This is a genomic window from Bordetella sp. N (assembly GCF_001433395.1).
Classification (GTDB): domain Bacteria; phylum Pseudomonadota; class Gammaproteobacteria; order Burkholderiales; family Burkholderiaceae_B; genus Bordetella_C.
Map to the genome: position 1 here is coordinate 3,106,162 of NZ_CP013111.1, position 21,098 is coordinate 3,127,259.

At 64.5% G+C, this 21,098-nt stretch carries 18 protein-coding genes; 4 read left to right on the forward strand and 14 right to left on the reverse strand.

The genetic code is table 11. From position 1 onward, the window contains the following. Positions 1-164: 164 nt before the first annotated feature. From ASB57_RS13220 to urtA, 9 genes are all read right to left on the reverse strand, one after another. Positions 165-1,103, reverse strand: a complete 939-nt coding sequence (locus ASB57_RS13220) for a dihydrodipicolinate synthase family protein (RefSeq protein ID WP_057652654.1) — start codon at positions 1,101-1,103, stop codon at positions 165-167. A gap of 88 nt (positions 1,104-1,191) precedes the next feature. Beyond that, a complete protein-coding gene (locus tag ASB57_RS13225) occupies positions 1,192-2,097 on the reverse strand; it encodes a JmjC domain-containing protein (RefSeq protein WP_057652655.1) in 906 nt (301 codons plus the stop codon). A gap of 189 nt (positions 2,098-2,286) precedes the next feature. After that, complete coding sequence (locus ASB57_RS13230; RefSeq protein ID WP_057652656.1) at positions 2,287-2,619, reverse strand: zinc ribbon domain-containing protein; 333 nt, start codon at positions 2,617-2,619, stop codon at positions 2,287-2,289. Positions 2,620-2,631: 12 nt separating this feature from the next. Next, positions 2,632-3,861: a formamidase gene (gene fmdA, locus ASB57_RS13235; protein ID WP_057652657.1), complete on the reverse strand. Its 1,230-nt coding sequence runs from the start codon at positions 3,859-3,861 to the stop codon at positions 2,632-2,634. A gap of 122 nt (positions 3,862-3,983) precedes the next feature. After that, a complete protein-coding gene (gene urtE, locus ASB57_RS13240) occupies positions 3,984-4,676 on the reverse strand; it encodes an urea ABC transporter ATP-binding subunit UrtE (RefSeq protein WP_057652658.1) in 693 nt (230 codons plus the stop codon). 87 nt (positions 4,677-4,763) lie between these two features. Beyond that, the gene (gene urtD, locus ASB57_RS13245) at positions 4,764-5,537 is read right to left on the reverse strand and encodes an urea ABC transporter ATP-binding protein UrtD (RefSeq protein WP_057652659.1); all 774 of its coding nucleotides are present in this window, start codon (positions 5,535-5,537) and stop codon (positions 4,764-4,766) included. Then, positions 5,534-6,664, reverse strand: coding sequence for an urea ABC transporter permease subunit UrtC (urtC, locus tag ASB57_RS13250; RefSeq protein ID WP_057656121.1), 1,131 nt, complete (start codon positions 6,662-6,664; stop codon positions 5,534-5,536). The genes urtD and urtC overlap by 4 nt, the downstream gene beginning before the upstream one ends. Positions 6,665-6,723: 59 nt before the next feature. Then, positions 6,724-7,641 (reverse strand): urea ABC transporter permease subunit UrtB, encoded by a 918-nt coding sequence (gene urtB, locus ASB57_RS13255; RefSeq protein ID WP_057652660.1) that lies wholly within the window; start codon positions 7,639-7,641, stop codon positions 6,724-6,726. Positions 7,642-7,760: 119 nt separating this feature from the next. Next, entirely contained in the window at positions 7,761-9,023 is a 1,263-nt protein-coding gene (gene urtA, locus ASB57_RS13260; RefSeq protein ID WP_057652661.1) for an urea ABC transporter substrate-binding protein, read from the reverse strand. A 206-nt stretch (positions 9,024-9,229) separates the two neighbouring features. Between urtA and ASB57_RS13265 the strand changes: the two genes are divergently transcribed. Next, complete coding sequence (locus ASB57_RS13265) at positions 9,230-12,817, forward strand: ATP-binding protein (RefSeq protein WP_057652662.1); 3,588 nt, start codon at positions 9,230-9,232, stop codon at positions 12,815-12,817. After that, positions 12,798-13,751, forward strand: coding sequence for a response regulator transcription factor (locus ASB57_RS13270; protein ID WP_057652663.1), 954 nt, complete (start codon positions 12,798-12,800; stop codon positions 13,749-13,751). Before ASB57_RS13265 ends, ASB57_RS13270 begins: the two co-directional genes overlap by 20 nt. A gap of 91 nt (positions 13,752-13,842) precedes the next feature. Here ASB57_RS13270 and aceA read toward each other — a convergent pair whose 3' ends face one another. Further along, positions 13,843-15,204, reverse strand: coding sequence for an isocitrate lyase (gene aceA / locus ASB57_RS13275; protein WP_057652664.1), 1,362 nt, complete (start codon positions 15,202-15,204; stop codon positions 13,843-13,845). Between the two features lie 42 nt (positions 15,205-15,246). On the opposite strand from aceA, the gene ASB57_RS31090 reads away from it, so the two are divergent. After that, positions 15,247-15,846 carry a hypothetical protein gene (locus tag ASB57_RS31090; RefSeq protein ID WP_156414154.1) on the forward strand — a complete coding sequence of 200 codons (600 nt, stop codon included), beginning with the start codon at positions 15,247-15,249 and terminating at the stop codon, positions 15,844-15,846. 100 nt (positions 15,847-15,946) lie between these two features. Beyond that, positions 15,947-16,789 (forward strand): NADPH-dependent 7-cyano-7-deazaguanine reductase QueF, encoded by an 843-nt coding sequence (queF, locus tag ASB57_RS13280; protein ID WP_057652665.1) that lies wholly within the window; start codon positions 15,947-15,949, stop codon positions 16,787-16,789. Between the two features lie 90 nt (positions 16,790-16,879). On the opposite strand, the gene pgsA is transcribed toward queF, so the two are convergent. The 4 genes from pgsA to acpS all read right to left on the reverse strand — a co-directional run bounded on the left by pgsA (position 16,880) and on the right by acpS (position 21,079). Continuing rightward, positions 16,880-17,452, reverse strand: coding sequence for a CDP-diacylglycerol--glycerol-3-phosphate 3-phosphatidyltransferase (gene pgsA / locus ASB57_RS13285; protein ID WP_057652666.1), 573 nt, complete (start codon positions 17,450-17,452; stop codon positions 16,880-16,882). 308 nt (positions 17,453-17,760) lie between these two features. After that, positions 17,761-19,587: an excinuclease ABC subunit UvrC gene (gene uvrC, locus ASB57_RS13290; protein ID WP_057652667.1), complete on the reverse strand. Its 1,827-nt coding sequence runs from the start codon at positions 19,585-19,587 to the stop codon at positions 17,761-17,763. Then, entirely contained in the window at positions 19,547-20,602 is a 1,056-nt protein-coding gene (gene nagZ / locus ASB57_RS13295; RefSeq protein ID WP_057652668.1) for a beta-N-acetylhexosaminidase, read from the reverse strand. Before nagZ ends, uvrC begins: the two co-directional genes overlap by 41 nt. Positions 20,603-20,638: 36 nt before the next feature. Next, positions 20,639-21,079, reverse strand: coding sequence for a holo-ACP synthase (acpS, locus tag ASB57_RS13300; protein WP_057652669.1), 441 nt, complete (start codon positions 21,077-21,079; stop codon positions 20,639-20,641). Positions 21,080-21,098: the final 19 nt, after the last annotated feature.

A 21,098-nucleotide genomic window follows, 5' to 3' on the forward strand; every position in this document is an offset into this window, starting at 1 on the left:
TTGATTGTCCGCTCCGGCTGACGCCGGAGCGGACTTTTGGCCGGGTCTACCGCGGGTCATCAGCCCGCGCAGCACGTATCAATATAGATGCCGCCCCCGCTTGCCGCGCAATCGACGCCCAGGCGCGCCGGGCCGGAGGCGGCCCAGCCGGCCCGCGGGCCGGCTTATACCGGCGGGAGGGCGGCGCGTTTGTCGTGGCGGGCCAGGCGTGTCAGCAGATGTTCAACTTCGGCGCGGGCGGTGGCTGACATGGGGCTGGCCGGGCGGCGTTGCGCGGCCGACGTCAGGATGCCCCGGCGCATCATGATGTACTTGCGCACGGCCAGGCCGGCGCCAGGCTGCTGCTCATAGCGCAGCAGCGGCAGATGCGCGTCGAACAGGTCATGCGCGGCCTCGCGCTCGCCGGCGGCATTCAGGCGCACGACATCGCACAACATGTCGGGGAAGCAATAACCCGTATTCGCACCGTCGGCGCCGCGTTCCACCTCGTAGTCCAGGAACAGGCCATTGTTGCCGCACAGAATCGAGATGTGCCGCATGGAGCCGTCCTTCTCGAACCCACGCAAGGTGGAAATCTTCTCCAGCCCCGGCCAGTCCTCGTGCTTGAGCATGACGCAAGACGGCAGCTCCTGCACGATGCGGCGGATCACCGCCGGCGTCATCTGCACCGAAAACGTCAGCGGATAGTCCTGCAGCACGAAAGGCACGTCAGCGCCGATTGCCTCCACCGCCTGGCGGTAGTAATTGACGATCTGGTCATCGGTACGCAAGGTGTTGGGCGGCGCGATCATCACGCCGGCCGCGCCCTGCCCCATCACCTCATGCGTCAGCGCGCGCATGGCGGCGAAGCCCGGCGCCGACACGCCCACCACCACCGGCAGACGCGCGGCGCGGCGGATGACCTGGCCGGCCACCGCCACGGACTCCGCATGTTCCAGCTTGGGCGCTTCGCCCAATTGCCCGAGCACGGTCAGACCGGTGGAACCGCATTCAAGATAGAAATCCGTCATGCGATCCACCGAAGCGGTATCGATGGCGCCGTCATCGAAAAACGGCGTGGGGGCAATGGGAAAAACGCCTTTGGCGTCTGCGGTGAGCAACATGCTGCGACTCCCTCGATGGGTGGTGGGACGGGACGATCCGTTCGATCTTAACCGCAGGACCCTGCCGCCACCTGACGCAGCGCAACATTCACCGCTGCCGCCCCATATCCGGCCAATCGGTGATGCCGGGGTAAGGAAGATTGCCCATGGACTGGATCTGCCGCAGGAAGGCATTCACCAGCTTCTCGTCCAGCAGGCGCCGCGGCAGTTCGCCGAACAGCTCCCGCAGCGCGCCCATATTGTCCGCGCCGGGGCGCAAGGTGGCCCGCGCGCTGAGCATGTCCGGCAGCACCCGGTCGCAGCACCAGGCAATGTAGTCGGCCACCTTGCCCGTGTGGGCGCCGGCGGCCACATGGAAACTGGGCATGCCTTCCTGCGGCAAGGTTTCATGCCACCACCCGCGCGGGATGTACAGCAGGTCGCCCGCTTCCAGCCAGACATCGAGCACGGGCCGCGCCGGGCAATCCTCTTCCCGCGTCATGCTGTTCTGTTCAGGCATGGGCAGGGGAAAGGTGGGCGGGTACAAACGCCAGCGCTTGCGCCCCAGCAGTTGCACCGCGTAGACGTCGTGGGTGTCCCAGTGCCTGCCGAAGGCGCCCTCGCCCCGCATCGACACATAGCCGTTGGCCACCAGGCGATGGCCGGTGTACGCCGCGATGCTGTCGCACAGGCGCGCCACGTCGCGGCAGCGCAGGTCCAGGCGGCTCATGATCAGCGTGGCGCCTTCCTCGATATAGCGGCGCACTTCGGCCGCCTGCAGCCGCAGCCGCCGGTCGTCGATGTCCTGATAGGACTGGACGTACAGCTCGGGTGGAATCAACTCCCCCCTGCGCAACTGGATGTCGGCCTCGGCCAGATTCCAGGCATGCAGGATATCGTCGACGTCACTCCAGGTGAATGGCGGCGCGCCACCCAGCGCGTCGCGCACCAGCAGATGGGTACGCTCGAAGTAGGTTGAAAAAAACTCGGTGCGAGACAGGCCGAAATCCAGCATTGCAATCTCCAGTTTGCGAGAGGACTAACGAGACCGACGGATAAATCGGTCCCGGTCGTACCAACGACGCTCTGGATTCTGAACACACTGGAGAGATTTCAAGCAAAGTGACGCAGAAATAGGACTAGTCCGACATTTTTATCGGTCTGCCGGTTCATTTTTCACGTCACGCGGCACTTCCGGACGACCTCAATGGCTGATCATCCATGGCCTGCTGTTGGCGAAAGTCTTGCCGCCGTCGGCCGTCTTGCGCGTCTTGCCGGGCAGTTTGCCACCGCCGCAGCAACCGCAGTTCATGCCGTGGCCGCCGCGTGAACTGCGCGGCTCGTTGGCATTGCGCTCGTTCATCGCATGGGCCCGGTTCACCGCCGACGACAAGGCGCCCAGCGCCGGCGCGCCGCCGATGATGCGGGGCGACTCGCCCCCGCATTCGGGGCAGGCCGCCGGATCGCGCCACGCCGCCAACGGACGCATTACCGCGAACTCCCCGCAGACGGGGCAGCTGTAGTCGTATAGAGGCATGGCTTGATCTCCTTACAGGTCCGGCGACAGCGGCATGTCGACGCCGCCGCTGATGGCCTTGATCGGTCCGCTGACCGACGGCTGGATGTCGAAGTCGAAGATCTCGGTCGGCAGCCACAGCGTGGCGCAGGCATTGGGAATGTCGACCACCCCGCTGATATGCCCCTGCACCGGCGCCGTGCCCAGGATGGAATACGCCTGCGCGCCGGAGTAGCCGAACTTCTTCAGGTATTCGATGGCGTTGAGGCAAGCCTGGCGATAGGCGATATGCACATCGAGGTAATGCTGGCTGCCCTTTTCATCAACGGAAATGCCTTCGAAGATCAGGTAATCCTTGTAATTCGGCGTAATGGGGCTGGGCTTGAAGATGGGGTTCTTGATGGCGTACTTTTCCATCCCGCCCTTGATCAGGCTGACGCGCATATGGATCCAGCCCGCCATCTCGATGGCGCCGCAGAACGTGATCTCGCCGTCGCCTTGGGAGAAGTGCAGGTCGCCCACCGACAGGCCGCCGCCCTTCACGTACACCGGGAAGAACACGCGCGACCCGCGCGACAGATCCTTGATGTCGCAGTTGCCGCCGTGTTCGCGCGGTGGTACCGTGCGCGCGCCTTCGGCCGCGGCCTTGTCGCGCGCGGCGCCCGTCAGCTTGCCCATGTGGGCGGTCTTGGGCGCGGGCGGGTTGGCCAGCGGCGGCACGCGATTGGGGTTGGTATCGATCAGCGCCTGTTCACGCTTGTTCCAGGTATCGAGCATGGCCTGGTCGGGCAGGCAGCCGATCAGGCCGGGGTGGATCAGGCCCGCGAAGTTGACGCCGGGAATGTGGCGCGAACTGGTGAACATGCCATGGAAATCCCAGATGGATTTCTGCGCCTGCGGGAAATGCTCGGTCAGGAAGCCACCGCCGTTCTTCTTGCTGAAGAAGCCGTTGAAGCCCCACAGGCTGTCCGGCTTGGCGCCGATATCGAGGAAGTCGACCACCAGCAGATCGCCCGGCTCCGCGCCCTCCACGCCCACCGGGCCGGACAGGAAATGCACCGTCGACAGATCGACGTCGCGCACGTCGTCGGCGCTGTCGTCGTTCTTGATCGCGCCGCCGGTCCAGTCGTAGGTTTCCAGCACGAAGTCGTCGCCCGGCTTCACCCACACCGAGATCGGAATGTCGGGATGCCAGCGATTGTGGATATTTTCGTTCTCGTAGGGCGACTGGGCCAGATCGACTTTGATCAGGGTATCGGGCATGACTTGCTCCTTTGTTGGACTAGGCGGGCACTAAGCGTTGCGGGGCAGCGAAGAAGAGACGTAAACGAAGAGACGTAAACGCGGAAAGAGGCGGGCAAGCGACCACCCGAATACAAGGAAAACTACACGGACAGATAGCGGCTGATGGTCTGTTCGTCGACCTCGTCGCGTTTGTTCTCGTGGACGAAGCGGCCCTTGTCGATGACGATCAGCCGGTCCGCAATCTGCATGGTGAAGCTCAGCACCTGCTCGGACACGATGATCGCCAGGTCCTTCAGCTTGCGGATCTCCAGCAGCGTGCGGGCGATGTCCTTGATGATGGACGGCTGTATGCCCTCGGTGGGCTCATCCAGCATCAGCACCTTGGGGCCGGTCACCAGCGCGCGCGCGATGGCCAGCTGCTGCTGCTGGCCGCCGGACAGGTCGCCGCCGCGCCGGCGCCGCATTTCATGCAGCACGGGGAACAGGGAGAAAATCTCCTCCGGCAACGGGTCGCGCAAGGCGGCGCCGCGCAGGCCGGTGCGGATGTTCTCTTCCACCGTCAAGGTGGGGAAGATCATGCGTCCCTGCGGCACATAGGCCACGCCGGAGCGCACGCGCTGGAAGCTTTCCATGGCGGTGATGTCCACGCCGTCCACTTCCACCTTGCCGCCCATGGTGGGCAGCACGCCCATCATGGTTTTGAACAGCGTGGTCTTGCCCATGCCGTTACGGCCCATCACGGCCACGATTTCGCCCTTGGCGATGTTGAGGTCGACACCGTGGATCACACGGCTCTGGCCATACCCGGATTGCAGTCCCGATACGTTGAACATGGATGTTTTCTCCAAGGAGAGCCCAAGGCCAGCCTGTTGCTGGTACTTAGTCTATGGCGTGTTTGCCTGCTTGAGCCGGAACCCGTCTCAATGGCCTAGATACACTTCGATCACGCGCGGGTCGTTCTGCACCTTGTCCATCGACCCTTCAGCCAGGACCTTGCCCTGGTGCAGCACGGTCACCTTGTGCGCGATGTTCTTGACGAATTCCATGTCGTGCTCGATGACGATCATCGACCGGTTCTTGCTGATGCGGTTAAGCAATTCCGCGGTCTTCTCGCGTTCCGACACGCTCATGCCCGCCACCGGCTCGTCCAGCATCATCAATTCCGGCTCCTGCATAAGCAGCATGCCGATTTCCAGCCACTGCTTCTGGCCGTGCGACAGCAACTCCGCCGACTTGTCCAGCATGTCCTGGAGGAAGATTTCCTCCGCCACCTGCTCCACCCGTTCGACGACATCGGCGGTCAGGCGGAAGGTCATCGCGCCGAACACGCTGCGGCCGCGCGGGAACGACACTTCCAGGTTCTCGCGCACTGTCAGGGTTTCGTAGATCGACGGCGTCTGGAACTTGCGGCCGACACCGGCGCGCACGATGCGGTGCTCGGCCATCTTGGTCAGTTCGACGTCCTTGAAACGGATCGAGCCCGACGTTGCCTTGGTCCTTCCGCAGATCAGGTCGAGCAGCGTGGTCTTGCCGGCGCCGTTGGGACCGATCACCACGCGCAGCTCGCCCTTGTCGACGTAGAGGTTCAAGTCGTTGACGGCGACGAAGCCGCCGAAGGCCACGGTCAAGCCTTCCACGTAGAGGGCGAATTCCTGCGCGGGGGTGACCGTCGTATTCAGGATGGGCGGATTCATGCGGCCTCCGTATTGCTGGGGGCGGGTTTGGCGGGGCTTGCAGGGTTGATGTCGACGGCGCTGGTGGCGGCCTGGGCCTTACCTGCGCCCTGACGCCCGAGACGGGGCTTGACGTACTGCGTATACAGGCCGGCCAGGCCATTCGGAAAAGCCATCACCACCGCGATGAACAGGCCGCCCATCAGGAACAGCCACAACTGGGGGAAGCTTTCCGAAAAATAGCTTTTGCCGAAGTTCACCAGCAAGGTGCCGTAGACGGCGCCGAGCAGGGACAAGCGGCCGCCGACCGCGGCGAAGATCACCATTTCGATGGAGGGCACGATGCCGACGAAGGACGGCGACATGAAGCCGACCTGCAAGGTGAACATGGCGCCGCCGATGGCCGAGAACACCGCGGCCACGCAGAACACGAACACCTTGAAGCTGGACACGTCGTAGCCGGAGAAGCGCACGCGCTCTTCCTTGTCGCGCATCGCCATCAACAGCTTGCCCAGTTTGGACGACAGCAGGAAGCGGCCGAACAGGATGCAGGCGAACAGCAGCGCCGCCGTGACGAAATACAGGATGACGCGTGCCGAGTCGGTACGGATATCCCAGCCCAGCAAGGTGCGCAGGTCGGTGATGCCGTTGACGCCGCCGGTGAAACCCTGCTGGCCGATGATCAGCACCGACAGAATCAGGGCCACGGCCTGCGTCACGATGGCGAAGTAGGTATCGCCCACGCGCCGCTTGAACATGGCCACGCCCAGCACCAGGGCCAGCAGCGCCGGCACGATGGGCACCGCGAACAGCGTGAAGATGAAGCTCTTGAAGGGCACCCAGAACCACGGCAACGAGGTGATCTGGTTCCAGTCCATGAAGTCCGGGATGCCGGGCGTGGACTGGATCTTGGTGGCTTCCACGCTGGAGGCTTCCAGCTTGAGGAACATGGCCATGCAATAGCCGCCCAGGCCGAAGAACACGCCCTGCCCCAGGCTGAGGATGCCGCCGTAGCCCCAGCACAACACCAGGCCCAGCGCCACGAAGGCATAGGTCAGGTATTTGCCCACCAGGTTCAGCCGGAAGCCGTCCAGCACCAGCGGAAAGACGACGAAGATCAGCGCCGCCAGGATGGCGATCCCGATCATGCCTTGACGGCCGCCCAAAACGTTTTTGTACAGGGTTTTCACGTTCGTGCTCCCACCGACTACTTGCGGACCTTGATTGAGAACAACCCTTGCGGGCGCAGCATCAGGATGATGACCACCGCGGACAGGGTCAGCACCTTGGCCATGGAACCGGTCAGGAAGAACTCCGACACGGATTGGGTCTGGGCGATCAGGAAGGCCGACGCGATGGTGCCGTACAGGCTGGCCGCGCCACCGAACACCACGGTCAGGAACGTATCGACGATGTATAGCGAGCCGCTGGTCGGACCGGTCGACCCTATCGTGGTGAAGGCCGCGCCCGCGATGCCGGCGATGCCGCAGCCCAGCGCGAAGGTGACGCGGTCGACCCGCTTGGTATCGATGCCCACCGAACCGCTCATCACCCGGTTCTGCACCGTGGCGCGCACATGCAGCCCCCAGGTGGAGCGGAACAAGGCCAGCAGAAGGCCGCAGGTAAGGAACAGGGTGATGATCATCACCACCAGGCCATTGACCGGAATGTCGACGCCGGGCAGCGGCTGTACCGAACCCATCAGCCATTCGGGCAGCGCCGGGCTGACCTCACGCGGACCGAAGATGGAACGCAGCGCCTGTTGCATCACCAGCGACAGGCCCCAGGTGGCCAGCAGCGTGTCCAGGGGGCGGCGGTACAGATGGCGGATCATCAGCCATTCCACCAGCCAGCCCAGCACGAAGGTGACGGCGAAGGCCGCCACGATGGCGCAGAAAAAGTAGTAAGGCATGAGCGACGGCAGGTACTGCTGCGTCAGCTCGGAAAAGAGATACGTCGTATAGGCGCCGACGGCGAGAAATTCCCCGTGCGCCATGTTGATGACCCCCATCTGGCCGAAAATGATGGCCAGGCCCAGGGCCATGAGCAGCAGGACGCTGAAGACGGACAGGCCATTGAAGCCCTGCATCAGGAGAATGGCGCCCAGATCTGAGAAGGATTCCATGGCTGGCCTCGGGGATGGATGTTGATGGGGTCGCGCGGCCGGCGACCGGGTGTGACTTCATGCCTGGCGCTGCATGCGCAGCCGCGGACACCTTGTGGGCCCGCGGCGTGCCTGCTCGCTTACTGATAACCGGCGGGGAAGGGATCCGGCTTGATCAGGTCCTTGGTTTCATAAACCACGTCGAACTGACCATCCTTGCGGATCTGGCCCACGCGCGTGCGGCTCCACAAGTGGTGGTTGGGGTCGACCTTCACATAGCCTTCGGGCGCTTCCTTGAATTCCTGGTTGGGCGCTGCCGCCACCACCTTGTCGACGTCGAAACTGCCGGCCTTCTCGACCGCCATCTTCCACAGCCACGGTCCCAGGTAAGCGGCCTGGGTGACGTCGCCGATCACCGCGTTGGCGCCGTACTTGGCCTTGAAGGCCGCCACGAACTTCTTGTTGTTGGGGTTGTCCAGGCTCTGGAAATACTTCATGCACGAATAGAAGCCTTCGGCGTTCTCACCGCCGATACCCAGCAGTTCGTCCTCGGTCACGGAGATCGTCAGCAGCTTCTGCTTTTCGGCGGTGACACCGGCGGCCTTCAACTGCTTGTAGAAGGACACGTTGCTGCCGCCGACCACGTCGGCGAACACGACGTCCGGCTTCTTCAGCTTGACCTTGTTGATCAGCGAACCGAATTGCGTGTGGCCCAGCGGGAAGTAGTCCTCGCCCACCACTTCGCCCTTGAGCACGTTTTCGATGTGCTTGCGGGCGATCTTGTTCGACGTGCGCGGCCAGATGTAGTCGGAGCCCACCAGGTAGAAGGTCTTGGCTTTCTTCGTCTCGGCCAGCCAGTTCAGGCTCGCCAGAATCTGCTGGGTGGCTTCCTGGCCCGTGTAGAACACGTTCTTGGATTGCTCCAGGCCTTCGTAGAAGGTCGGGTAGTAGAGCAGGCCGTTTTCCTTTTCGAACACCGGCAGCACCGCCTTGCGCGAGGCCGAGGTCCAGCAGCCGAACACGGTGGCGACCTTGTCGCTGACCAGCAGCTTGCGCGCCTTTTCGGCGAAGGTGGGCCAGTCGGACGCGCCGTCTTCCTGGATGATCTTGATCTGGCGGCCGAGGATGCCGCCGGCGGCGTTGATCTGCTCGATGGCCAGGCGTTCGGCCTGGATCGAACCGGTCTCGCTGATGGCCATGGTGCCGGTGGCCGAGTGCAATTGGCCGACGGTCACTTCGGTGTCGGTCACCGCCCGCCCCGTGGTGTTGACGACGGACGTGGCGGGTCCGGCAGCGCGGCTGAAAGCGGGCATGCCCAGCAGCGGCAGCGAGGCCAGCGTCAGTGCCGCGCGCCGGCGAGAAGGCGACGCGAGTTCGTTTTGGAAGGGGGGTTTGCGAGACATCGAACGCTCCTTGCGGATGAGACGCTTTAGGGGAAACCCGATGTCGCGGCGATGTTTTAATGTGCGCCGTACCCGGGGGTTCGATGCAATACTAGGAACGCATGACGCGGCGCAACATACGTTGATTGACGTAGTGGCCGCCCCGCCCCCAGCGAGTACAAAGCAGACATACGTCAATCGACGCATATAACAAGGGACAGTCAAGCGTGGACGCCAGCGCATCTCAACGCATCGTCAAGGTCCGGCGCGACTACAACACGTGGGTCGCCAACGAGACATTGGAGGACTACGCGCTGCGTTTCACGCCGCACTCCTTCCGCAAGTGGTCAGAGTTCCGCGTTGCCAACACGGCGGTGGGCGCCCTATCCTTCCTGGCGCTGGAAGCCATCGGCGGTGCGCTGGCGCTGAACTACGGATTCATCAACGCCTTCTGGTCCATCATGGCCGTGTCGGTGTTGATTTTTTTCACCGGCCTGCCCATCGCCTACTACGCCGCGCGGCATGGCCTGGACATGGACCTGCTGACGCGCGGCGCCGGCTTCGGCTACATCGGCTCGACCATCACGTCGCTGATCTACGCGTCCTTCACCTTCATCTTCTTCGCGCTGGAAGCCGCCATCATGGCCCTGGCGATAGAGTTATGCACCGGCCTGCCGCTATCGCTGGGGTATCTGGTGTGCGCGGTGGTCATCATCCCTTTTGTCACCTACGGGATTACGCTGGTCAATCGTTTGCAGGCCTGGACCCAGCCGGTGTGGCTGGTGCTGCTGGTGCTGCCCTATGCCTTCATCCTGCTGAAAGATCCCGGCGCGCTGGCCGGCCTGTTCAACTATCCGGGACGGGCCGGTGGCGGCGCGCCCGGCACGGGTGGCGGGCATTTCGACCTGCTGATGTTCGGCGCCGGCGTGGCGGTGGGCGCGTCGCTCATCACGCAGATCGGCGAACAGGTCGACTTCCTGCGCTTCCTGCCGGCCAAGACGGCCGCCAATCGCAAGCGCTGGTGGCTGGCGCTGCTGTGCGCCGGACCGGGCTGGATCATCCCCGGCGCGGCCAAGATGCTGGCAGGCGCCTTCCTGGCCTACCTGGCCTTGCGGCATGGCGTGCCGGCGGTCAAGGCGGCGGATCCGACCAAGATGTACCTGGTGGCCTTCGGCTATGTGTTCAGCCATCCGGCCTGGGCGCTGGGGGCGATGACCCTGTTCGTGGTGATCTCCCAGGTCAAGATCAACGTGACCAATGCCTATGCCGGTTCGCTGGCGTGGTCGAATTTCTTCGCCCGCGTCACGCATAGCCATCCGGGCCGCGTGGTGTGGCTGGTGTTCAACGTGTTGATCGCCATCGGCCTGATGGAGATGGGCGTGTTCGACGCGCTCGAACATGTGCTGGCCATCTTCGCCCACGTGGCCATCGCGTGGATAGGCTCGCTGGTGGCGGACCTGGTGATCAACAAGCCGCTGGGACTCAGCCCGCGCGGCATCGAGTTCCGCCGCGCCTATCTGTACGACATCAACCCGGTGGGCGTGGGCAGCATGGTGGTGTCGCTGGTGTTGTCCCTGGTGGCCTATGCGGGCGTGTTCGGCGCGGTGGCGCAGGCGCTGTCGCCCTTCATCGCCCTGCTCGCCGCCTTCGTCACCGCGCCGGCCATCGCGCGCGCCACGCGGGGGCGGTATTACCTGGCGCGGCAGCCGCATGACCTGGCGCCGGCCGCGCGGGCCGCACGCGCCGCCGCGACTGGCGGGGAGGCTTGCGGCGCGGGGTGCGCGGACAGCGCCGGGCGCATGTGCGGCGCGGGCTGCGGTGCTGCTGCCGAGGCGGGGACCGGGGCCGCGGGGGGTGCGGGGGATGCAGGGAGTGCTACCGCCGACGCGGGCACGTACGCCTACACCTTGCGCTGTGTCATCTGCGCCAATGCGTTCGAGATCCAGGACATGGCGCACTGCCCTGCCTACAGCGGCGCCATCTGCTCCCTGTGCTGCACCTTGGACGCGCGCTGCCAGGACCGCTGCAAGACCGACTCGCGCCTGCAGGACCAGCTGGGCGCCGCCCTGCGCCGCGTCCTGCCCGGCGCGGCCACGCCGCTGTTCCATACGCGGCTGGCCCACTACCTGGTGACGATAGGCATGATGGGCGGCCTGCTCGCCGCCATCCTGGCGCTGATCTACTACCAGGAGGCCGTCACCTTCGCGCAGGTCGGCGCCGACACGTCGGCCCTGCGCGCGACCTTCCTCAAGCTGTTCGCCGCGCTGCTGCTGATCGGCGGCGTGGCGGCGTGGTGGCTGGTGCTGACCAATGAAAGCCGCCAGGTCGCGCAGGAAGAATCCGACCGCCAGACCAATCTGTTGTTGAAGGAAATCGACGCCCACAACGAGACCGATGCGCAATTGCAGAAGGCCAAGGAAGCGGCCGAGTCCGCCAACCTGGCCAAGAGCCGTTTCATGGGCGGAATGAGCCACGAGCTGCGCGCCCCGCTCAACAGCATCCTGGGCTATGCGCAGATCCTGCAGCGCGACGCCGCCATGCCCGCCGGGCGGCGCGAGGCCATCGACGTCATCCATCGCAGCGGCAAGCATCTGATCGGGCTGATCGACGGCCTGCTCGACATCGCCCGCATCGAAGCGGGCAAGCTGCGGCTGGAAACCGCGGACCTGCGCATGCCGGAATTCCTCGACCAGATCGTCAGGATGTTCCAGCCGCAAACCGCGCTCAAGGGCCTGGACTTCATCTACGAGCCCGCGCCCAATCTGCCCAAGATCGTCCACATCGACGAGAAGCGCCTGCGCCAGATCCTCATCAACCTGATGAGCAATGCCGTCAAGTTCACCCGCGGCGGTCATGTGGCCTTGCGCGTGCGCTATGCCTCGAACATGGTGCAGATCGAGGTCGAGGACAGCGGCGCCGGCATTCCCGCGCAGGACCTGGAACGCATCTTCATGCCCTTCGAGCGTAGCTGGGCGGCCACCGAGCAGGCCGATACCGGCACCGGCCTGGGCCTGACCATCTGCCGCATGCTCACCGGCATCATGGGGGGCGAGCTGACCGTGCGCAGCGAGGTCGGCAAAGGCAGCGCCTTCACGCTCAAGCTGTTCCTGCCGGAAGTGCGTTCACCGCGCAGCGACCTGCGGCCCAGCGGGCCGGTGGTGGGCTATGCCGGCGAGCGCCGCAGCGTGCTGCTGGTCGACGACCAACCCTCGCAGCGCCGCATTCTGCGCGACATGCTGGAGCCTTTGGGCTTCGTGATCCACGAAGCGCGTGACGGTCAGGACTGCCTGGCCCAGGTCCATACGCTGCGGCCGGCGCTGATCCTGCTGGACATCTCCATGCCTGGCCTGCCTGGCCCGGAAGTCTGCCGCGTGCTGCGCGATCAAGGTGTGGCCGTGCCGGTGATCATCGTGTCGGCCAATGCCTATGGCCTGGATCCCAAGGAGGCCGTTGAAGCGGGCCTGACCGACTGGATGATGAAACCCGTCAACCTGGACGATCTGCTCAGCAAGATCGGCCTGCATCTGAAGCTGGAGTGGGTGGTGCGGGCCCTGCCGCCCGAGCCCGCCGCGCCCGACGAAGCACGCCTGCGCGAAGTGGCGCTGGAACGGGAGGATGCCGAGTCCCTGCTGGAGCTGGGCGCCATGGGTTATATCAAGGGCATCTTCGCCCGGCTGGACGAGATCCGCGCCCGCGCTCCGCACACCGCGCCGTTGATCGACCATCTGGCCTTGCTGGCCAAGGATTTCCGGCTCACCGAATACAACACGCTATTGAAGGAATACGTACAGCACCATGCCGCAAGCCTCCGATAACAAACTGGTGATGCTGGTCGACGATACACCCGACAACCTGAAAATGCTGTCGGACGCGCTGGACGAAGCTGGCTATATGGTGGTCGTCGCCACGGACGGGGCGTCGGCCCTGGAACGCCTGGACTTCGTGGTGCCGGACATCGTGCTGATGGATGCGCTGATGCCCGTGATGGACGGCTTCGAGGCCTGCCGCCGCATCAAGGCGCATCCGGTGGCGGCGCATGTGCCGGTGGTCTTCATGACCGGGCTGACCGAGCCCGAGCATGTGGTGCGCGGGTTTCAGGCGGGCGGTATCGATTACGTCACCAAGCCGCTGGATACCGACGTGGTGCTGGCGCGACTGGACGCGCATCTGCGTAATGCACGAATCATGTCGGTGGCCATGAATGCCATGGACGCGGTGGCCAATGCGGTGGTGGTGCTGGATGCGCAGGGCCAGGTCACGTGGAAGACCAGCAAGGCGCGGCTGTGGCTGAGCGAGTATTTCGGCCATCCGGAAGACAGCGCGGGGCTGGCGCCGGTGCTGACAACCTGGATCGCCCAGCAACTGGAGCGGCCGCAGAGCCAGGAAGCCGCGGTGCTGACGACCACCCGCGCTGCCGGCATGGACGCGGCGGCGGGTCAGCGTGAGTTGCGCTTGCGCCTGACCGCTTCGCGCAAGGCGGGCGAGTATGTGTTGCTGATGGACGAGCGCGAACTGCCTGCCGATGCGTCCGACACCTTGGCGGCGGCATATCAGCTGACCACGCGCGAGCGTGAAGTGCTGCTGTGGTTGGCCAAGGGCAAGACCAATCGGGATATCGGCGAGATCCTGGGGATGGCGCCGCGCACGGTCAACAAGCATCTTGAGCATGTGTACGTGAAGCTGGGGGTGGAGACGCGCGCGGCGGCCACGGCCTTGGTACTGACGCATATGCACAAAGGCGCCGGGTAGGCGCCTTCTTGGGCTGAGTGGTGCTAGCCGGTATTGCGGATCATTGTGCGACCACGGCCCGTGGCCATGGCCGCTGTGCTGCTGCGCTGGCTTAGCCCGTGGCGCGCATCTCCAGGCCCCCTGCCACGGCCAGGCGCAAGGCTTCGCGGCGCGAGTCATGGTCGAATTGCGCTTCCTCCGTCGACCCATGCAAGGCGGTGGTGGACGAGCGGCCGCCTTCGATGGCTTGCGTGACCGCATCGAAGTAGCCGGTGCCGACCTCGCGTTGGTGGCGCACCGCGGTGAATCCCAGCGTCGCCGCCGCGAACTCCTTTTCCTGCAGCTCGACGAAGGCGCTCATCTGACGGCGTGCGTAGCCGTGCGCCAGTTCGAACATGCCGTAGTTGAGCGAATGGAAGCCCGCCAGCGTGATGAACTGGAATTTGTAGCCCATGGCGCCCAGCTCGCGCTGGAATTTGGCGATGACCGAGTCGTCCAGGTTCTTTTTCCAGTTGAAGGACGGCGAGCAGTTATAGGCCAGCATCTTGCCCGGATGTTCCTTTTGCAGGGCCTCGGCGAAGCGGCGCGCGTATTCCAGGTTGGGGGTGCCCGTCTCGCACCACACCAGGTCGGCGTAGGGCGCGTAGGCCAGGCCGCGCGAGATGGCCTGGTCGAGGCCGGGGCGGGTGCGGTAGAAACCTTCGACGGTGCGTTCGCCAGTGACGAAAGGCTTGTCGTTCTCGTCGACGTCGCTGGTGACCAAGTCGGCGGCATCGGCGTCGGTGCGGGCCAGCAGCAGGGTCGGCACGCCCAGCACGTCGGCGGCCAGCCGGGCCGAAATCAGTTTGGAGACGGCTTCACGGGTAGGCACCAGCACCTTGCCGCCCATGTGGCCGCATTTCTTCACCGAGGCCAGTTGATCCTCGAAGTGCACGCCGGCCGCGCCCGCTTCGATCATGCCCTTCATCAGTTCGAAGGCGTTGAGGACGCCGCCGAAGCCGGCCTCCGCGTCGGCCACGATGGGCGCGAAGTAGTCCACGTAGCCGCACTGCCCTGCTTCCTTGCCTTCCATCCACTGGATCTGGTCGCAGCGCGTCAGCGTGTTGTTGATGCGGCGGACGGCGGCGGGAACGGAATCGGCGGGGTACAGGGACTGGTCGGGGTACATCTGTCCCGCCAGGTTGGCGTCGCCGGCGACCTGCCAGCCGGACAGGTAGATGGCTTTCAGACCGGCCTTGACCTGCTGCATGGCCTGGTTGCCGGACAGCGCGCCCAGCGAGTTGACGAAAGGTTCGTCGTGCAGCAACTGCCAGAGTCTTGCGGCGCCTTGCTGGGCCAGGCTGTATTCCGGCACGCGCGAGCCGCGCAGCTTGACGACCTCGGCGGCGTCATACCCACGCTTGATACCGGCCCAGCGGGGGTTATCGGTCCATTCCTGTTGCAGACGTTGAATATCGGTTTCCCGGTGCGTCATGGTCTTGCTCCTTGAAGGTTTTGAGTGGAAATGCCGAACTGCATGGCTGCCTGTTCCTACTGGCCGCCGATTCACCGAACCCCTGTCGCGCGCCTTGCATCTGTTGCTCGCTTCGTCGGTTCGTTGGATAACAGTCTAGGTTTTTGCTGCGAGGCAAAATCACTCAAAGACTTCTACAAGACAAATTATTTTAGTTATATATATCAATGGACTAAAAAACTCATTCCGGATTACGAAATGAAATCCATCGCCATGAAATCCGCTCCTGTCGCGACGCGGCAGCCCGTTTCACGCGGTTCCACTCGCGTTTCGCAATGTGGAAAAACACCGGTGACTCCGGGGGAACAATCGGGAAGCAGCACGGAACGAAATTCCGCAACTCAGCGACGAACTCCCGCACAGCGGTCGGTTGAGCACATAGTGTGGGCCGCGACCGCCTCGACCTTTCAACTTCAAAGAGGAATGGCCATGAAGCCAACGGCGACCGCCCACAGCGATGTTCTTGAGTCATTAGGCGACTCCGTCCACCACTACACCGATCACTTCGCAGCTGTCGGGGAGGACGACTGGAAGCCGACGCAAGACCCAGATGGGCTTGTCGAAATGCCTGATTTGAAAGGTATTGAACCGCTCAATGCCTAAAATATCAGGCAACTTGCGACTTACACGCTTGATCCGCGACCGAAGACGGTCGAGCCGGCGCAGCCTAAAATGGCGGTCTGACTGAATTTTGTGTACCGCCATGACTTTGCAAGATGCGCCCCTGGGGCACGAGGTCGCTTATCCCGACCGCTACGATGCCACCCTGCTGTTTCCCATCGACCGCGCGCCCAATCGGGCGGCGTTGGGTATCACGGCGGACAGCCTGCCCTTCGATGAAGGCGTGGACATCTGGAATGCTTATGAAGTGTCCTGGCTGGACCCGCGCGGCAAACCGCGCGTGGCGCTGGCCAGCTTCACCGTGCCTGCCACCACGCCATGCATCATCGAATCCAAGTCATTCAAGCTCTACCTGAACTCCTTTAACCAGGAGCGCATGGCGGACATGGCGACGGTGGCTGCGCGCATCGAGCAGGACCTGAGCGCGGCGGCGGGCGGCCCCGTGGGCGTGCGCCTGATTGCGCCTGAAGAATTCAATATGCAGCGGGTCGCCGAATTGGACGGCGTCTGCCTGGACGACCTGGATATCGACATCGAAGCCTACACGCCCGCACCGCACTTGCTGCGCGTCGCGGACCAGGTCGCGGGTCAAGCTGAAATCGTGGAAGAAACACTGACGTCACGCCTGCTGAAATCGAACTGCCCGGTCACCGGGCAACCCGACTGGGGCAGCGTGCGCATCCACTACCGCGGCCCGCGCATCGACCACGCCGGCCTGCTGGCCTACATCGTGTCCTTCCGCCAGCACGCCGATTTCCACGAGCACTGCGTCGAACGCATGTTCACGGACATCCTGCAAACATGTCGGCCCGAAACGCTGTCGGTCTATGCGCGCTACACCCGGCGCGGCGGACTGGACATCAACCCGTGGCGGGCAACGAAGGGCATGCCGGCGCCAGCGGATACGCGCACGGCGCGGCAATAAACGCCAAGGAGCACCCTACGGTAGTGCGCCAGCCAGCGGTGCTTGCTAGCGCACTCGAAAGCGTCCGACATGGGCGCCGGACCGCGGAGCCTACCGGCTCTTTTCCCGAATCGCCGGCGCGGCCCGCTGCAAGTAATACAGCATCGACCACACAGTCAGGACGGCGGCGACAAGAATCAGGATGTCGCCCGCCACGCGCGTGCTGACGCCGTGAATGGGCTGGTTGTACAGCAGGCACGGAATGGCGATCATCTGGGCCGCCGTCTTGAACTTGCCCAGACGGTGGACCGCCACGCTGGCGCTGGCGCCGATCTTGGCCATCCACTCGCGCAGCGCCGAGATGGTGATCTCACGGCCGATGATGATCAGGGAAATGAACGCATCCACACGCCCCAGGTCCAGCAGGACGATGAGCGCCGCGCAGACCATCAGCTTGTCCGCGACCGGATCCAGGAACGCGCCAAACGACGACGTCTGGTTCCAGCGGCGCGCCAGCCAGCCGTCGAACCAGTCGGTCAATGCCGCGATGATGAAAGACACCGCGGCCAGCATGTCGCGGTTACTTTCGCTTAGCCAACTGCCGGGTAGATAGAACAGGCCCACCACCAGCGGAATCATGGCGATGCGCAGCCAGGTCAGAATGATCGGTACGTTTAGGGGCATGATGACGCGTATGCTACATCAGCCAGCGCTACAAGATTTGTCATAAGGGCCGTGAACGGCGATCCCCCGCCAACTTCGGGCAAAAACCCGGCAACCAATCGCAAACTGGCGATGAATCCACGGCGTCAACCGCCCCCCCGCGGCGGTCTGTTTGTCCTATATAAATGACATTTAGGTGCCCCTCGCAGTCGCTCGGGCGTCCCTCACCTACCTTAAGAACCCGATCGACCGGGGCCACCGCGGAGCTGGCTCCGCCAGTCCGCCGGTGGCGCTCCCTGGGGGGCCACGCGTACCGTGGTACGGGGGGCTCAATGTAATGATTCGTAGATTCGCTCAGCCAACGCCTGCGAAATCCCTTCCACCGAAGCCAGCTCCTCGATACTCGCCCGCGACACCCCGGAGAATCCACCAAACCGCGCCAGCAGCCGCTGTCGCCGCCGCGCCCCCACGCCTTCGATCTCCTCCAGCCGGGACACATTGCGCGTCTTGGCGCGGCGTGCCCGCATGCCGGTGATGGCGAAGCGGTGCGCCTCGTCGCGCACCTGGGCGATCAGCATCAGGGCGGCGGACTCGCCTCCCAACGCCACTGGCGGCCGCTCGTCGGGGAAGACCAGGGTTTCCAGGCCCACCTTGCGCCCTTCCCCCTTGGCCACGCCGACCAGCACGGAAATATCCAGTCCCAGTTCGACGAACACCTGGCGCGCGACTTCGACCTGGCCCTTGCCACCGTCGATCAGCACAATCCCGGGAAGCTCGGCATCCCCGTCGGCGACCTTGGCAAAGCGGCGCGTCAGCACCTGGCGCATCGCGGCGTAGTCGTCCCCCGGGGTGATGCCGGCGATGTTGTAGCGGCGATAGAGCGACGGCTGCATCTCGTGATGCTCGAACACCACGCAGGATGCCTGGGTCGCCTCACCCGCCGTATGGCTGATATCGAAACACTCGATGCGCAAGGCATCCAGGGCCGCTTCGTCGGTATCCAGGTCCAGGGCCTCGGCCAGGGCCAGCGTGCGTGCCGCGCGCGCCCCTGACTCGGTCAGCGCACGCGCCAACGCCATTTCCGCGTTGCGTTGCGCCTGCTCCAGCCAGGACCGGCGTACCCCTTGCGGCCGGGTCAGCACCCGTACCCGGATGCCGGCCTGCTCCGCCAGCAAATCGACCAGCTCGGCGTCCGGCAGCGCATGCGAACAGACCAGCACCGGCGGCAGCTTGTTGTCCGTGTAATGCTGGCCGACGAAAGCTTCCAGCACGTCGCCCGCCGCCTCGCCTTCCGCATGGGTCGGGAAAAAAGGCTTGTCGCCCAGGTGGCGACCGCCCCGCACCATCGCCAGGTTGACGCACACCCGCCCGCCGGCCACCGCCACGGCGACGATGTCGCTGTCCTCGCCGCCGACGTCTTCCATGGTCTGCTGATGCAGCACCCGGGCCAGCGAACCCATCTGGTCGCGCAAGGCGGCGGCACGTTCGAACTCCAGCGATTCCGACGCGCGCAGCATGCGCACCTCGATCTCGCCCATCACTTCCTTGGCCTGCCCATTGAGAAACCGCCCCGCCCGATCGACGTCGCGCGCGTACTCCTCGGCCGGCACCGCGTCCACACAGGGCGCCGAACAGCGCCCGATCTGATGCAGCAGGCAGGGCCGCGAGCGGTTGGCGAAGACCGTGTCCTCACAGGTGCGCAGACGGAACACCTTCTGCAGGATCTGGATGGTCTCGCGCACGGCCCAGGCATTGGGAAATGGGCCGAAGAACTGCCCGCGCTTATTGGTCGAGCCGCGGTAGTAGGCGATGCGCGGCCAGTCGTGCCCCGTGATCCACAGATAGGGATAGGACTTGTCGTCGCGGAACAGGATGTTGTAGCGCGGCCGCAGGCTCTTGATGAGGTTGTTTTCGAGCAGCAGCGCCTCGGCCTCGGAACGGGTCACCGTCACCTCGACCAGCGCCACCTTGGACACCATCTGGGCGATGCGGGGGCTGCTCAGCGTTTTCTGGAAATACGACGAGACGCGCTTCTTCAGGTCGCGCGCCTTGCCGACATACATGACCTGCCCTTCCGCATCGATATGCCGGTACACGCCCGGCAGATGCGGCAGGTCAGCCAGAAACGATTTCAGATTGAAGACTGCTTCGGGCATGCTGATAACGGCGTTCGGCTTGCAAGGCGTCCCAACGCGGGGCGCGGAAACGGGGCATGAGGCGGCGGATGCGTTCGACGGACAGCTCATCCAGCTGCCATTTCAGGCGATCCAGCAATTCATCGGCCAGGTCGGGCCGGTTGCACACGAGCACCATGTCGCAACCGGCGTGCAGAGCGGCCTCGGCGCGGGCCAGGATGTCGCCCGCCACCGACGCGCCTTCCATGGTCAGGTCGTCGGAAAACACCACGCCGTCGTAATGCAGGCGGTCGCGCAGGATCTCGCTGACCCAGCGGCGCGAGAACCCGGCGGGATGCTTGTCCACCTTGGGATAGATGACGTGGGCCGGCATCACCGAACTCAAGACGTTGTCGCCCAGCCAGCCATAGGGCGCCGCGTCCTCGTGCAAGATGCGTTCCAGGCTGCGCGGATCGACGGGAATGTCATGGTGCGAATCGGCGCTGACGAAGCCATGCCCGGGGAAATGCTTGCCGCAGGACGACATGCCGGCCAGGCCCAGGCCCTGGATCACGGCGCGCGACAGCATGGTCACCACGCGCGGATCGCGGTGGAAAGCGCGATCGCCGATCACCTTGCTGACGCCGTAGTCCAGGTCCAGCACCGGCGTGAAGCTCAGGTCCACCCCGCAGGCGCGCAACTCGGCGGCCAGCACGTAGCCGACATCGGTGGCCGCCCGCATGGCCACCAGCGGATCGCGATTCCAGATCTCGCCCAGCCGGCGCATGGGCGGCAGCACCGTGAAACCGTCGCTGCGGAAGCGCTGCACGCGGCCGCCTTCGTGGTCCACCGCGATCAGCAGCCGTTCGTCGCGCGCATCATGGATGTCGGCGGTGAGTTCGGCCAGTTGGCGGCGATCGTGGAAATTGCGGGCGAACAAGATGACGCCGCCGACCAGGGGATCGCGCAGGCGTTTCTTTTCCTGTTTGGTCAGCGTGGTGCCCGCCACATCCACCATGACGGGACCAGGGGGCAGCGATTTATCTTTTTTGGACATGTTTGAATTGAACTCCGATAAGCAGTGGCGGGCGGCTCAGCGCCGCGTCTCCACCACGACGTAGGCGGCCGCCATGTCGGACTCGTCCGTCAGCGAGACATGCGCGGCGCCGAAGCGAGTGTCATACCAGGCCTGCAGTTCCGGCGCGAGCACCAGGATGGGCCGGCCGCTGGGCGCGTTCAGCGTCTGCACGCGGCGCCACGTCATGGGCATGCGCATGCCCAGCCCGATCGCCTTGGAAAAGGCCTCCTTGACGGCGAAGCGCGTGGCCAGGAACAGCACGCCCCGGCGCGGATCGCGCTTGCGCCGGGCCTGGAATTTGAGAATTTCCTGCGGGCCGAGGATTTTTTCCGCGAAGCGATCCCCGTGACGCTCCAGCGCCCGGGCAATACGGTCGACCCGGATCAGGTCCATGCCGATGCCGGCGATGGCGGGGGCCGGCCCTTCAGGAAGCGGGTTCGAAGACTGCGTGGTCATGATGGATACGATGGATGGC